At 66.2% G+C, this 13,349-nt stretch carries 12 protein-coding genes; 5 read left to right on the top strand and 7 right to left on the bottom strand.

The features are described from left to right. Positions 1 to 31: 31 nt before the first annotated feature. On the bottom strand, positions 32 to 1,864 hold the full coding sequence (locus PVE73_RS20215; RefSeq protein ID WP_277363963.1) for a gamma-glutamyltransferase family protein: 1,833 nt from the start codon (positions 1,862 to 1,864) through the stop codon (positions 32 to 34). A 242-nt stretch (positions 1,865 to 2,106) separates the two neighbouring features. Here PVE73_RS20215 and PVE73_RS20210 point away from each other — a divergent pair, with 242 nt between their 5' ends. Both PVE73_RS20210 and PVE73_RS20205 read left to right on the top strand, forming a co-directional pair. Next, a complete protein-coding gene (locus PVE73_RS20210) occupies positions 2,107 to 2,781 on the top strand; it encodes a GntR family transcriptional regulator (RefSeq protein WP_277363962.1) in 675 nt (224 codons plus the stop codon). Beyond that, a complete protein-coding gene (locus PVE73_RS20205; protein ID WP_277363961.1) occupies positions 2,774 to 3,175 on the top strand; it encodes a nuclear transport factor 2 family protein in 402 nt (133 codons plus the stop codon). Before PVE73_RS20210 ends, PVE73_RS20205 begins: the two co-directional genes overlap by 8 nt. Before the next feature lie 115 nt (positions 3,176 to 3,290). Here the strand turns inward: PVE73_RS20205 and PVE73_RS20200 are convergent, their stop codons facing one another. The 6 genes from PVE73_RS20200 to PVE73_RS20175 form a co-directional block, all read right to left on the bottom strand. Continuing rightward, positions 3,291 to 4,190: a sugar phosphate isomerase/epimerase gene (locus PVE73_RS20200; RefSeq protein WP_277363960.1), complete on the bottom strand. Its 900-nt coding sequence runs from the start codon at positions 4,188 to 4,190 to the stop codon at positions 3,291 to 3,293. 70 nt (positions 4,191 to 4,260) lie between these two features. After that, positions 4,261 to 5,199, bottom strand: coding sequence for an ABC transporter substrate-binding protein (locus tag PVE73_RS20195; RefSeq protein WP_277367527.1), 939 nt, complete (start codon positions 5,197 to 5,199; stop codon positions 4,261 to 4,263). Positions 5,200 to 5,280: 81 nt separating this feature from the next. Further along, positions 5,281 to 6,210, bottom strand: a complete 930-nt coding sequence (locus PVE73_RS20190) for a ribose ABC transporter permease (RefSeq protein ID WP_277367526.1) — start codon at positions 6,208 to 6,210, stop codon at positions 5,281 to 5,283. 82 nt (positions 6,211 to 6,292) lie between these two features. Next, entirely contained in the window at positions 6,293 to 7,834 is a 1,542-nt protein-coding gene (locus tag PVE73_RS20185) for a sugar ABC transporter ATP-binding protein (protein WP_277363959.1), read from the bottom strand. Next, entirely contained in the window at positions 7,831 to 9,240 is a 1,410-nt protein-coding gene (locus PVE73_RS20180; RefSeq protein ID WP_277363958.1) for a carbohydrate kinase, read from the bottom strand. The genes PVE73_RS20185 and PVE73_RS20180 overlap by 4 nt, the downstream gene beginning before the upstream one ends. Next, positions 9,237 to 10,022, bottom strand: coding sequence for a DeoR/GlpR family DNA-binding transcription regulator (locus PVE73_RS20175; RefSeq protein WP_277363957.1), 786 nt, complete (start codon positions 10,020 to 10,022; stop codon positions 9,237 to 9,239). The genes PVE73_RS20180 and PVE73_RS20175 overlap by 4 nt, the downstream gene beginning before the upstream one ends. Before the next feature lie 175 nt (positions 10,023 to 10,197). Between PVE73_RS20175 and PVE73_RS20170 the strand changes: the two genes are divergently transcribed. The 3 genes from PVE73_RS20170 to PVE73_RS20160 are packed head-to-tail and all read left to right on the top strand — an operon-like array spanning position 10,198 to position 13,347. Next, complete coding sequence (locus tag PVE73_RS20170; protein WP_277363956.1) at positions 10,198 to 11,250, top strand: class II aldolase/adducin family protein; 1,053 nt, start codon at positions 10,198 to 10,200, stop codon at positions 11,248 to 11,250. A gap of 1 nt (position 11,251) precedes the next feature. Next, positions 11,252 to 12,511, top strand: a complete 1,260-nt coding sequence (locus PVE73_RS20165; RefSeq protein WP_277363955.1) for an FGGY-family carbohydrate kinase — start codon at positions 11,252 to 11,254, stop codon at positions 12,509 to 12,511. Continuing rightward, entirely contained in the window at positions 12,511 to 13,347 is an 837-nt protein-coding gene (locus PVE73_RS20160) for a TIGR01459 family HAD-type hydrolase (RefSeq protein ID WP_277363954.1), read from the top strand. The genes PVE73_RS20165 and PVE73_RS20160 overlap by 1 nt, the downstream gene beginning before the upstream one ends. Positions 13,348 to 13,349: the final 2 nt, after the last annotated feature.

Below are 13,349 nucleotides of genomic sequence, written 5' to 3'. Positions count from 1 at the left end.
GAAAGCGGTGGCCGCTTTTCCCGGAATTACTCTATCGGGCTACGGCGTAGCCCTGCATGCCGCGGGGATTCGCCCCCGCTTTTATGATCTGGCTTCCCCGGTCCATTTCCCGGGCGACGGCCGAGAGCCGGCCTTCGGACCACGGGTCACCGACCGTCACGACATGGCCGCGCCGCCGCAGCTCTTCGACTGTTTCACCGGGGAAACGCGCCTCCAGCGTGACGGAGCCGAAGCTGATCTCGCGCGGCCAGAAGGAACTCGGCAGGTGATCCGTATGGAAGGCGGGCGCATCGATGGCCTCCTGCAGGTTCATGCCGCCATGGATATGGCGCAGAAGCATCAGGAGTTGCCACTGGTCCTGCTGGTCGCCGCCCGGCGTGCCGAAGGCGAGATACGGGACGCCGCCGCGATGGACCGTCGACGGCGTGAGCGTGGTGCGCGGCCGCACGCGAGGCTTCAGCGACGAGTTCAGCCCTTCCTCCAACCAGAACATCTGCCCGCGCGTGGTGAGCGAGAAGCCGAGGCCGGGAATGACCGGGCTCGACTGCAGCCAGCCGCCGGAGGGCGTGGCCGACACCATGTTGCCCCAGCGGTCGACGGCGCTCACCTGGCAGGTGTCGCCCCGCTGCGCGCCTTCCTTGTTGAGCGAAGGCTCGCCCTGGCTGTCGTTCGGCAATTGCCGGTCGCGGGCGACGGTTGGTTCACCGCCGCCGAGACCGGGTTGCGGGATCGTGCCGACTTCCATGAGCGGAGGAAGGATCGGCCGGCGCCCGTCCGGGCTGCCGGGGCGCACTTCCATGGAAGCAGTCTCCCCGATGAGCGCGCGGCGCTCTGCGGCATAGGAAGAGGAAAGCAGCGTACCGAGCGGTACTTCGGGGCTGTCGCCGTACCAGGCCTCGCGGTCGGCCATTGCGAGTTTCGCGCTTTCCACGGCGAGATGCACGAAATCGGGGCTGAGCGGATCGAGTCTGGCGATCTCCGTGTCCGCGAGCAGTTGCAACATCTGCAGGAGCACGGGTCCCTGCGACCACGCTCCGCATTTGAAGACCTGGTATTCCCCATACGCGACGGAGACCGGCTTTTCGATCTCAGGCTTGAACGCAGCCATGTCGTCGGCGGTGAGCAGCCCCTTGTGATGGCGGCCGGAGACGTCCCACACCGATTCCGTCGCGCAGAATTCCTCGATGCGCTCGGCAACCGGCCCGCGATACCAGAAGTCGAGCGCCGCATTGATGCGCGCCTCGCGGCTTGGCGCCGTCTTCGCCTCCTCGAGGATGCGCCCATAGAGCGCGGCGATCTGAGGATTGCGGAAGAGCTTTCCGGCTTCGGGCGCTTCGCCGTTCGGCAGATAGACGTCGGCGGAAGAGGGCCAGTGCGTGGTGAAGAGCTCGCGCATGGTGGCGATGGTGTTGGCGATGCGCGGCACCAGCGGATGACCGTTCTCCGCGTAATGGATGGCAGGCGCGAGCACCTCTTCGAGCTCGGCGCTGCCGTGGTCGCGCAGGAGTGTCAGCCAGGCGCCGAACGCGCCGGGAACGCAGGCCGGCAGCAAACCGGTTCCGGGAATGATGTCGAGCCCGAGCTTGCGGAAATAGGCGATCGTGGCCTTGGCGGGGGAGGGCCCTTGGCCGCTGATGACGATCGGCTCGTCCGCTCCGGCAGGCGTTACGATGATCGGCACCTCGCCGCCCGGTCCGTTCAGATGCGGCTCCACCACCTGCAGCACGAAGCCCGCGGCCACGGCCGCGTCGAAGGCGGTATGCCCTTTCTCGAGAATGGACATGCCCACGGCCGAGGCGAGCCAATGGGTCGAGGACACGGCCCCGAAGGTTCCCCGCAATTCCGGACGCGTGGTGAAGCCCATCCGTTACCCCTTCTGCTACAACGGGCATCAGCGCCCGATTGCTTTTAGCCGAATTGTGGACGAAGTGAAGCAGGATCGCATTTTTTGTATACGATTCTCCCGCGACCTTCGCTTGAATCCCGAAAGAGATCGCCATTGCCTGACAGCCGGCGCATTATTGTATATTGTCTCTGTGGATTGCAAGCCTATTGCATACTTTTTGTCGGCAAGCATAAGGGGCACCTTTGAAGTCAGGAGAAGACATGCTCGACAGGCCGGCCGGGAAGCGCCAAGTCCAGAGCGACATCGTCGCGGAGCAGCTCGAGGAGGAGATCATCACCGGCCGGGTGTCCGGCGGCTCGCGTCTGGACGAGAGTTCGATTGCCGTGCGGTTCGGCGTGTCGCGCACTCCGGTGCGCGAGGCGCTGCATGCGCTCTGCGCCCGCTCGCTGGCCGAACGCATCCCTTACAAGGGTGTGGTCGTGGCGCAGATATCGACCGAACGGATCGGCCAGATGTTCGAGGCCATGGCCGAGATGGAGGCGGTGTGCGGCCGCATTGCTTCGCAACGCATGAGCATGATCGAGCGTGCCGAGCTCGAGAGCTTGCACCGGCTGATGAACGAGCTTGCTGAGAAGGGCGATCACGAAGCCTACGAGCGCGCCAACACCGAATTCCACGACCTGATCTTCCGCGGCAGCCATAACGAGGATCTCGTCGCGCTGGCCGCGGCGCTGCGCCTGAAGCTCGCGCCCTTCCGCAAATACCAGTTGCGCGACACGGGGCGGCTGAAACGCTCCTGCAGCGAGCACCAGCAGATCGTCGATGCGCTGCTCGACCAGGACCCGAAGGCGGCCGAGACGGCCCTGCGCCGGCATCTGATCTCGGCCGCGCAGGAGGTGCTGGTGCGGCGCGAGGCGGAGGCGAAGCATGACTGATCCTACGCTCGATCCCGACGGCAGCGAGCGGGCCGCCATCGAAGCCGTGATCCACGGCATGGAAGCGGCGTGGAACCGCGGCGACTTTGCGGGCTACATGGCAGGTTTCGCCAATCCCGACGTCGTCTTTGTCTCACGCGGCCGCATGCAGGAGGACTGGCAGGGCACGCTCGACCATTACATCCGCGACTACGGCGGCGACCCTGAAAGGCGCGGGCGCCTGCGCTTCAGCAATATCCGCGTCGAGATGCTGGCGCCCGATGCGGCGCAACTTGTCAGCGATTTCATGCTCGACCGCCCGGTCGATCCGCAGCAGGGGATCAACACACGTTTGATGCGCAAGCGTGCCGGACGATGGGTGATCGCGCTCAACCACGTGTCGAGCAGGACGTAGCAAGTTTGTAGTGACCAACGCTGGTGGTGGTTCACGGTTCAGGCATGGATCCCCGGGTCGAGCCCGAGGATCCATGCCTGAACGTCGGTATTCCACCGGCGCTGCAGCAGCCCGGCTACCGAGCCGGCCGCTGATCCTGCCTGACGAGCTCCGCCTTGCGGTGGGCCGTCTCCAGCCCCAGCGCGATGAATGTCCGGGCGTGGCGGGCGAGGTCCACATTGTCGGACCAGAGATTGCGCCAGATCGCGGTCTTCAGCGACAGGTCCTTGTCGACGATTTCAGACGAAAAGGATTCGAAGGTGACGTAGTCGTCGTAGCCGATGGCGACGAGCGCGTCGAAAACGGCGGCGAAATCGATGCTGCCGGTGCCGAGATAGCCGCGATGGCTCTCGCCGATGTGGACATAGCCCACCTTGTCCGCGGCGTTGCGCAGCGCCAGACCGAGATCGGCCTCCTCGATGTTCATGTGGAACGTGTCGAGGTGGAGGAAGACGTTCGAGGCACTGGTGTCCTCGATATAAGCGAGCCCCTGCGCGGCGGTGTTGAGCAGGTTGCTCTCGAAGCGGTTGACGATCTCCAGATTGAGCGTGACGCCTGCGGCCTTCGCGCGGTCCGCTACCTTGGCGAGATTGCCCGCGCTTCGATCCCACGCGGCTCTGGTCGGTGCTTCGGGAGAATAGCCATGCGCGGAGCTGAGGATGCCGCCGAGCTTGGTGCCGCCGAGGTCGCGCGTGAGCGCGACGGCCCGGTCGAGGATCTCCACCCCGTTCTGCGCGATATCGGTATCGGCGCTGGAAATGTCGCCGTCGGCCGGCAGGCCCATGCTGATGGCGACGCCGAGCCCCAAGTCTTCGAGGCGCCCGGCGAGCCAGGGGATATCCACCACCTTCGGGTCGAGATAGGAGAGCTCGATCAGATCGAATCCTGCCTCCTTGCTGCGCGTCAGCGCCGCCTCGAGCTCCTGCCGGGAAGACCCTGCGCTCCAGACGAAGGAGTGAATGCCGAACTTGGACATCGCAAATAACCTCTTGGGAAGAGCGTGCAGCCGGTGAGGGCCGGCTGCACGCGAGGGACGAGAGCTCGGATCAGCGGACCGCCGTCCAGCCCTGGTACTCGTCGACGTTCTCCGCCGTGATGAGCTTCGGGTCGAGGAGCACCGTATCCGGATCCGGCGTCTCGCCCTGGAGCGCCTTGTAGCCCATCTCCAGCGCCTGGCCGGCCATGACATAGGGGTCCTGCGAGGCGGACGCCTTGATCATGGAGTTGCCGGTCTTGAGCGCCTGCTCGATATCCGGCGCGCCGTCGACCGCGGTGATGATGAAGTCCGTGCGGTTGAGCTGCCGGGCGGCAAGCTCCGCGCCGATGCCCGTCGGGTCGTTGATGGCGAACACCGCGTCGATGTCGTCGAAGCGGGTGAGCAGGCCCTGCATCACGTCGAGGCCGCCTTCGCGCGAGCCCTGGCCGTTCTGGTCGTCGGACAGGATGTTGATGCCCGGGTTCTGCTCGAACACGCTCTTGCAGCCCTTCACGCGGTCGATGATGGAGGACGACTGCGGGCCGTTGATGATGATGACGTTGCCTTCCCCGCCGATCTGGTCGACGATGTACTGGCAGGCGATCTCGCCGGCCTTCACGTTGTTCGTCATCACCGTCACGTCGGCGCCGGGCGCCGACACGTCGAAGGCGGCGACCACGATGCCGGCATCCTTGGCCTTCTGCACGGCGGGCGCGATGGCGCTGGCATCGACGGCGTTGAGCATGATGATGTCGACGCCCGCCGCGATGAAGCTGTCGATCTGCGAGACCTGCTTGTTGAGGTCGTAGTCGGCCGAGACCGAGGTGATCTTCACATCCGGATTGATCTCCCTGGCCCGGTCCTCGATGCCCTTGATGGTGGCCACGAAGAACGGGTTGCCGAGCAGGCCGACCGAGATGCCGATGCTGTTGAGGTCCTTGGCCGCGGCCGACCCGGCCATGGCAGCCGCGAGCGCGGCGCCGCAAAGCAGGTTTCTGACGATACGCATGGAACGCATTCCTTTCTCCTCCATGGTGATTGCGCGCAAGGCGCGACTAGATCCGGTCGATAACCGGCACTCGATCATCGATCAGGTTCTGCTGGCGCCCTGGAGGCGATAGCGATCCAGCGCGACAGCGGCGATGATGACCAATCCCTTGATGATGTACTGCCAGATGTCCGAGATCCCCACGAGGATGAGCCCGTTCGACAGGACGGCGATGATGAGCGCGCCGATCAGCGTGCCCCAGATGGAGCCGACGCCGCCCACGAAGCTCGTGCCGCCCAGGATGACGGCGGCGATCGCGTCGAGCTCGTAGGCCTGGCCGAGCTGCAGGCCGTTGGCCGCATAAAGACGCGCGGCCGACATCACACCGCCCAATCCTGAAAGAAGCCCCGACATGGCGTAGACGAAGAGCAGGACGAGGGAGACCTTGATGCCGGTAAGCCGCGCCGCTTCCATATTGCCGCCGACAGCGTAGATCCACGTGCCGAGCACGGTGCGGCGCAGGATGAACCAGGAGACGAGCACGACCGCGACGGCGATGATCGCAAGCCACGGCACCCCGAAAAGGGTGCCGTTGCCGATGAAGCTGAAGGGCAGGGCCGGGTTGAACACCGTCGTGTCATTGCCGAGAAGCCGCGCCAGGCCGCGCACCGCGGTGAGCGATCCCAGCGTGACGATGAAAGGCGGCAGCCGCAGATAGGCGATGAGCATGCCGTTGGCGAGGCCGCAGGCGAGCCCCATGGCGAGCGCGGCCGGGATGCCGAGCATTCCCCATTCCGGGACGAGGGAGATGATGACGGCGACCATCGCCGAGGCTGCCAGGATGGAGCCCACCGAGAGATCGATGCCGCCCGTCAGGATGACGAAGGTCATGCCGGCGGCGAGCACGATGTTGATCGCCGCCTGCTGCATGACGATCGACAGGTTGTTGAAGGTCAGGAACCGCCCGGTGAGGAGCTCGAAGCCGATGGCAAGGAGCACCAGCACCGGCAGCATGCCCAGCGCCGTGATCATGAGGCGGAGCTTGATCTGGCGGTCTCTCTCGGTTTGTGCGACTGCGTCTGTCATCGGATTCTCGGTCCCTGGGCTTTTCCGTTCATGCGGCCTCGGCCGTGGCGGCGCCGGTGGATAGGGCCATGACGGCCTCCTGGTCGATCGGGGTTTTCGCGCTGGCCGCCACCTCGCCGGCGATGCGCCCCTCCCGCATGACCAGCGCGCGGTCGGCCACGCCGATGATTTCAGGCAGCTCGCTGGAGATGATGATGATGGCGATGCCCTGCCGGGCAAGCTCGTCGATCAGCCGATAGATCTCGGACTTCGCGCCCACATCCACGCCGCGCGTCGGCTCGTCCAGGATGATCACCTTGGGTGCGGTCTCGAGCAGCCGCGCCAGCAGCACCTTCTGCTGGTTGCCGCCCGAAAGCGAGCCGGCATTGACGGATGTGTTGTGGGCGCGGATCGACAGCGCCTCGACGGCTTTGGCGGCGCGCCGGGCGGCCGCCCTGAAGTCGAGCAGGCCGCCTGGCCTGGCATCCTCCTCGATCACGCTGATATTGACGTTCTCGGCGATGGACATGTCGAGGAACAGGCCGAGCGCCTTCCGGTCCTCGGTGAGATAGGCGATGCCCTGATCCAGCGCCTCGCGGGGTGAGTGGATCGAGAGCTCCTTGCCGTTGAGGGTGACGGTTCCCGAGGTGCGCTTGTCCGCCCCATAGATGAGGCGCGCCAGTTCGGTGCGGCCGGAGCCGACGAGGCCGGCGATGCCGAGCACCTCGCCGCGATGGAGCTCGAAGGAGCAGCCGTGCACGCGCACGCCGTCGGCGAGATCGCGCACGGAAAGGATCACCTCGCCGCCCTGCTTCGGCGTGTAGTGTTCTTTCTTGTAGAAGGAGGAGAGATCCCGCCCCACCATCATCGATACGAGCCGGGAGGCGGAAAGCTCCTCCCGTTCCAGGGTGCCGACATAGCCGCCGTCGCGCAGCACGCTGCAGCGGTCGGCAAGCCGGTAGATCTCTTCCATCCGGTGGCTGATATAGATGACGGCGATCCGTTCCTTCTTGAGATTCCGGATCACCTCGAAGAGCTGTTCGGTCTCGCGCGTGGTGAGCGAGGTGGTGGGCTCGTCCATGACGATGATGCGCGCATTCGTGCTCAGCGCCCGGGCGATCTCGACGAGCTGCCGCTCGCCCAGCGAGAGCGTTCCCACCTGGGTTTGCGGCGAGAAGCTCACGCCCAGCCTCTGGAGGATCGGCCCGGCCGCCCGAAGCATTGCCCGGCGGTCGACGAGGCCGAAGCGCGAAGGTTCGTTGCCCAGGAAGATGTTCTGCGCGACCGTGAGATTGGGCGAGAGCGACAGCTCCTGGTAGATGACGGCGATGCCGTTGGCACGGGCGATCTTGGGGTTGCCCGTCACCATCGGCTTGCCGTCCACCAGGACCTCGCCGCCGGGATCGGCGACATAGGCGCCGGAGAGCACCTTCATCAGCGTGGACTTGCCGGCCCCGTTTTCGCCCATGAGCGCGTGCAGCTCGCCGGCATTCACGGTCAGGGAGACGTTCTTCAGGGCATGGATCGCCCCGAAGGTCTTGCTGATGTTGCGCATCTCCAGAACGGGTGCGCTGTCGGTGACTGGCGTCATGGTGCAGCTCCCGCGGCTTTCTTCGCGGGCATCGCTTGCCCCGCCCGTCTCTGTTCCACCATCTCGCGCCAGCGCTTGCGATACTCTTCGAAGCCGCGAAGCGCAGTGGCGCTGGCTTCGGCGCAGTGCACCGGGTTCAGTCCGACGTTCTTCGCCTCGAAGGCGAGGATCGCGGCTCCCACTGCCGAGCCTTCGGGATTGTCGCTCGAAAGAAGCCGCTGGCCAGGGCGGAGCTGCGCGAGCATTTCGACGTAGAAACCGGTCTTCACCAGCCCGCCGTCGACGATGACGGTGTTTTCCGAGCCGATGAGGTCGAGGCAGAGATCCGTCATGAGCACGACGTAGAGAAGGGCTGCCGCCGCCCGTTCGGCGTCGGAGCCGGTCCGGCCGACGATCTCGCCCGTGGTTTCGGGTACCGGGCCGCCGGGGGCAAAGCTTGGGAGCGCGAAGACCCGGTTGTCGATGACGGCCTGGAGATCGCCGAGGCTCACCTTCGGGGCGGCGCCGGCGCGGATCGTGTCGAACTCGCGGCCGCCCATGAAACGGATCGTCGGCGTCGGCACGCCGTCGACGCTCACATTGGCCAGCATGTCCCGCCGCTCGTCGAGCGTCTCCAGGGGGCTGTCGGTATTGAAGATGATCACCCAGGTGCCGCTGGAGACGAGGGTGAAGGACCGGTGCCCCGCCGCGCGGTAGCAATGGAGCGCGGCGTTGGAGTCGTGCACGCCGTTGTGGATGTCGACCGTGTGCTTGTTCCCCGACGGGAGCGCGACCTCCGTGGTGCCGAGAACGGCCCCCGACCGCGCGAAGGGCGGCATCTTTTCCTGCCAGCCCCGTTGATCGACGAGCGAGGAAAATTTCTCCCGGAGCGGCGCCCACAGATGGGAGTGGCAGCCGAGGTAGGAAATCTCCGAGACGGGCACGCCGGAAAAGCGCCAGCTCCAGAATTGCGGGTAGCCGAGGATGTGCTCCGCATCGGAAACCGCCCTCGGCGCAGCCTTCTCCAGCCACAGGATGTGGCGCCCGAAATTGAAGCCGAGCGGCAGGCGCGGCGAATAGGTCTCGGAGAAGGGCGGGACGAGTGCGTCGATTTCCTGGGCGATGTGCTCCGGCGGCTCCTGCTCATAGTCCAGGATCGGATGCGTGAGCGCGCCGTCGGCCACGAGCGCGAAAGTGCAGCCGTGACCGGAAAACATCACGCCCTCAACGCCGTGCTCTTCCACGGCCTTTGCGAGCGCCGCCTGCATCCAGGCATGAAGCTGCGTGTCGTCCAGCACCCTGATCCCGCCATGGTCGCGCCATTGCGGGACCGTGCGCTCCTCCGCCAGGATTTCACCCTCGGGCGAGAAGACGAACAGCTTCGAGTTCGTCTTGCCGAGATCGAAGACGGCGAGCGGGCCAGTCATGCCGGCTCTCCCGCAACCTGCGCAATGAGAAGCTGGATGCCGGCGTCCTCGATCATCTTCGCGTTCTTGTCGGAAACACCATCGTCCGTCACGAGGGTGCTGATCCGCGAGAGTGGCAGGACGGCGTGGCGCGGGCGAAGCGAGAACTTACGGCTGTCGGCAAGGAGGACGATCTCGTCGGCACGCTCGCTCAGATGCGTGATGGCCCGCACCAGAAGTGGGTGCGACTCCAGGATTCCATCCTCGCTGATGCCTTGGGTTCCCAGGAAGAACTTCGAGGCGAAGAAGGAGGACACCGAAGAATCCATGCCATGGATGATACCGGGTTCCCGGTGCAGCTCGCCGCCCGAAATCACGAGTTGGCACGTGCCGCGCTCGCCCAGATGTGCGGCAAGGGGCATGGAATTGGTATAGATCTTCAGGTTCCGGCGGGCGAGCCGCACGCCGAGATGGTAGCAGGTGGAGCCCGCGTGGACCATGATGGAATCGCCGTCGCGCACCAGCGTCTCCGCCATGCGCGCGATCGCCTGCTTCGCCTCCACCGCGATGTCGCGGTTCTCGTCATAGGGGCGCGCCGAGGCACGGGCCGTCGAGCCGTAACCGTCGGTTGCGGAGATGCCGCCATAGACCTTGCGCGCGATGCCGGTTTCGTGGAGCTTGTCGATGTCGCGCCGTACCGTCGCCGCGGAGACACCGAGCACCTTCTGCAGGTCGCGCACCGATGCGAACGGGCGCTCCTTCAGCAGGTCCTTGATGGCTCTGTGGCGATCCAGATCACTCACAACCGAAATTCCTCCCCGGTGCATGGGCGCCTTTTGATCGGATATAATCAAATATGCGCCTCGTTCGCAAGCGACTTTGCTCACCATTGACGAAACTACATCATACTGTGTAGGAGTCACAAAGGGTCGGCGGTGCGCGCCGCCCCGAAGGCATCGTTTGACGGAGGGGGACGTGGTGGCCCAGGCTTCGGCGCTGCCGGCGCTCAAGGAACTCTCGGCACGACTGGGGAGAGACATCACGCGCACGCAGGGCGCGGGAGGCAACACCTCCGTCAAGGCCGATGGAACCATGTGGGTGAAGGCTTCCGGCACCTGGCTTGCGCAGGCGGAGGAGAAGGAAATCTTCGTTCCGGTCGCCGTCGCGCCCTTGGTGTCGGCTCTTGAAGCGGGCGACATCCGCGCCGACAAGGCCACCGATTTCGTGGTGGAGGAACTGAACGCGAGCAGGCTGCGGCCTTCCATCGAGACGAGCGTCCATGCCGTGATGCCGCAGCCGGTCGTCGCCCATTTCCACTGCGTGAACACGATCGCGCATGCCGTGCGCTCCGACGCCGAAGAGGTGGTGTCGCGGCGGATGAGTGCCCTTCCTCATCTGCGCTGGGGGATGATCCCCTATCGGCGGCCCGGCATGCCGCTTGCGCGCGAGATCGCGCTGGTGGCGAAGGACGGGCCGGACGTGCTCGTCCTGCGCAACCATGGCATCATCATCGCCGGGGAAAGCGTGGAGGAGGTGGACGAGAGGATCGAGGCGGTGACCTCGGCGCTCGCGGCGGAGCCGAGGAAGAGCGCCGCGCCGGATCCCGGCCATCTTTCCGGCCTCGCATCGGGTTCGCAATACCGCCTCCCGGACGATGAGGCGACGCATCGTGTGGCGCTCGACCCGGATGCTTGCAGGATCGCGCGGTCGGGTTCGCTCTATCCCGACCATGTGATCTTTCTGGGCACTGAACTCGGTCTTCTCGAGGGGCAATCGCTCGGTGATTTGTTGAAGGCGGCGGACGCGGCCGGCAAGCCGCATCCGAAAATGATCCTCGATCCAGGCCGAGGCGTGCTCGTCTCCAAGGAGCTTTCGCCCGGCGGCCTTGCCATGGCGCGGTGCCTGGCGGAGGTTGCGCTGCGCATCGATCCCCAGGCGCCGGTCGATTATCTGGATTCCGCGCAGGAATACGAACTGACGCATTGGGAAGCGGAGCAGTACCGGCAGAAGCTGGATCGGGCGGGGAACTGAAATGATTCCGAAGCCTCCGCGGGCCCTGGGCATCGATGTCGGGAGTTCCGGCGTCCGCATCGCGGCGCTCGATGAGGACGGCCGGACCTGCGCCCTCGCGGCCGAACGCTACCGCAACGCGGCCCAGCGGGACGACCCGGCCGCCTGGTGGCGGGGCGTGGAGGCCTGTCTCGAGGATCTCACGCGCAAGGTCTCTCTCCAGGACATCGCTGCCGTCGCCGTGGACGGCACGTCCGGAACCGTGCTCGCGCTGGACGGGGCGGGTGCGCCGCTCGGCCGGGCGCTGATGTATGACGTGGCCTGTCCGGACCCGCACGTCACCGCGCTGCTGGAGGCGATTGCACCGGCGGAAAGCCCCGCGCGCGGCAAGCATTCGGCTCTCGCCCGAGCGGCCTTCCTCGCCCGGCAGCCGGCGGTCGCCCGCGTCGTGCACCAGGCCGACTGGATCGCCATGCAATTGGGCGGCGGGCCGGTGAGCGACGAGAACAACGCGCTCAAGACCGGCTACGACCTGACGGCGAGGCGGTGGCCGGACTGGATCGCGAAGCTGGGGCTCGATCCCGCCATCCTTCCCGAAGTCGTACCGGCCGGTACGGTACTCTGCCCGGTGGGGGAGAAGGCGCGCACCTTCGGCCTGCCTGCCTCCGCGGTCATCGTCAGCGGCACCACGGATGGCTGCGCCTCCTTCCTCGCCACAGGCGCAGGCGATGTTGGCGACGGCGTGACAGCGCTCGGCTCGACGCTCGTCCTCAAGCTTCTGTCGGACCGCGAGATCAATGCGCCGGCCTATGGCATCTACAGCCACCGCATTGCCGGCATGTGGCTTGCGGGGGGAGCGTCCAACACGGGCGGGGCCGTCATCCGCGCGTACTTCCCGGATGACCGGCTTGCCGAACTCACCGAACGGCTCAACCCTGATCGCCCGACCGGTCTCGACTACTATCCGCTGCTGCGTCCCGGCGAGCGCTTTCCGGTGAACGACCCCGCTCTTGCGCCGCGGCTCGATCCCAGGCCTTCCGACGACGCGGTCTTCTTCCAGGGCCTGTTGGAGGGGATTGCTGCAGTCGAGGCGCAGGGATATGCGCGGCTGTCGGAGCTTGGAGCGCCGGCCCTGCGAGCGGTGAGAAGCGTCGGCGGCGGCGCGGCGAACGCGGCCTGGATGCGCATCCGCCAGCGCCGGCTCGGCGTGCCCTTCCTCCAGGCTGCTTCCACCGAAGCCGCCGCCGGCACGGCTCGGCTCGCATTGCGGGCACTTTCCTGATGGGCGTCTCAAGGGAACTGCAAGCGCTGATCGCGGCCCACGACGTGTTCTTCGTCGATCAGTTCGGCACGCTGCACGACGGCTCCAGCCCCTATCCGGGCGCGGTGGAGGCGCTGCTTGCGATGCGGCAGGCGGGCAAGACCGTGGTCATCCTGTCCAATTCGGGCAAATCCGGCACCGACAATGCGGCACGTTTCGTCGGGCTGGGATTCCCGGCCGGCTCCTTCGACCATTTCGTCACTTCGGGGGATGTTGCGGTCGATCTTCTGAGATCGGGTGCGGCGGGGCTGGCGGTTTCCCCGGCCACAAGATGTTTCACGATCTCGAGCGGGAACGACGCCAATCTCGCCGAGCGGCTGGGGCTCGCTGTGGTGGAGCGCGCCGGCGACGCGGATCTTGTCGTGATCTCCGGTAGCCAGGCGGACCGCATCGGGCTCGACGGTTACGCGGCGCTTCTGCGCCCGGCCGCGGAGGTGGGCGTGCAGGCCATCTGCACCAACCCCGACATCCGCATGCTCACGCCCAACGGCCTTGCCCCGGCGGCGGGCAGCATCGCGAAACTCTATGAGACCCTGGGCGGGCGCGTCCTCTGGGTCGGCAAGCCGCATGCGCCCATCTATGAATACGCCCATCGCCTTTGCGGGGCTCCGGCGAAGGAAAGGATCGTCGCCATCGGCGACAGCCTGGAGCACGACATTGCGGGTGCGGCCGCCTTCGGCATTCATGCCGTGCTCGTGCGGCTCGGCGTCAGCGCGGAGGCGACGGAAGAGGCGCTCCGCGCCGAAGCCGCCGAAGCGGGGGTGGCGCTTGCCGGGATTCTCGATCGCGTTGCGTAGGC

It is taken from the genome of Chelativorans sp. AA-79 (genome assembly GCF_029457495.1).
Classification (GTDB): Bacteria; Pseudomonadota; Alphaproteobacteria; order Rhizobiales; family Rhizobiaceae; genus Chelativorans.
Note: the sequence above shows the minus strand (reverse complement) of the source record. Positions and strands in the feature narration are given on the sequence as shown.

Coding starts and splice junctions, on each gene's coding strand:
- PVE73_RS20215 (WP_277363963.1), bottom strand. CDS start 1,864: ATGGGCTTCACCACGCGTCCGGAATTGCGGGGAACCTTCGGGGCCGTG.
- PVE73_RS20210 (WP_277363962.1), top strand. CDS start 2,107: ATGCTCGACAGGCCGGCCGGGAAGCGCCAAGTCCAGAGCGACATCGTC.
- PVE73_RS20205 (WP_277363961.1), top strand. CDS start 2,774: ATGACTGATCCTACGCTCGATCCCGACGGCAGCGAGCGGGCCGCCATC.
- PVE73_RS20200 (WP_277363960.1), bottom strand. CDS start 4,190: ATGTCCAAGTTCGGCATTCACTCCTTCGTCTGGAGCGCAGGGTCTTCC.
- PVE73_RS20195 (WP_277367527.1), bottom strand. CDS start 5,199: ATGCGTATCGTCAGAAACCTGCTTTGCGGCGCCGCGCTCGCGGCTGCC.
- PVE73_RS20190 (WP_277367526.1), bottom strand. CDS start 6,210: ATGATCACGGCGCTGGGCATGCTGCCGGTGCTGGTGCTCCTTGCCATC.
- PVE73_RS20185 (WP_277363959.1), bottom strand. CDS start 7,834: ATGACGCCAGTCACCGACAGCGCACCCGTTCTGGAGATGCGCAACATC.
- PVE73_RS20180 (WP_277363958.1), bottom strand. CDS start 9,240: ATGACTGGCCCGCTCGCCGTCTTCGATCTCGGCAAGACGAACTCGAAG.
- PVE73_RS20165 (WP_277363955.1), top strand. CDS start 11,252: ATGATTCCGAAGCCTCCGCGGGCCCTGGGCATCGATGTCGGGAGTTCC.
- PVE73_RS20160 (WP_277363954.1), top strand. CDS start 12,511: ATGGGCGTCTCAAGGGAACTGCAAGCGCTGATCGCGGCCCACGACGTG.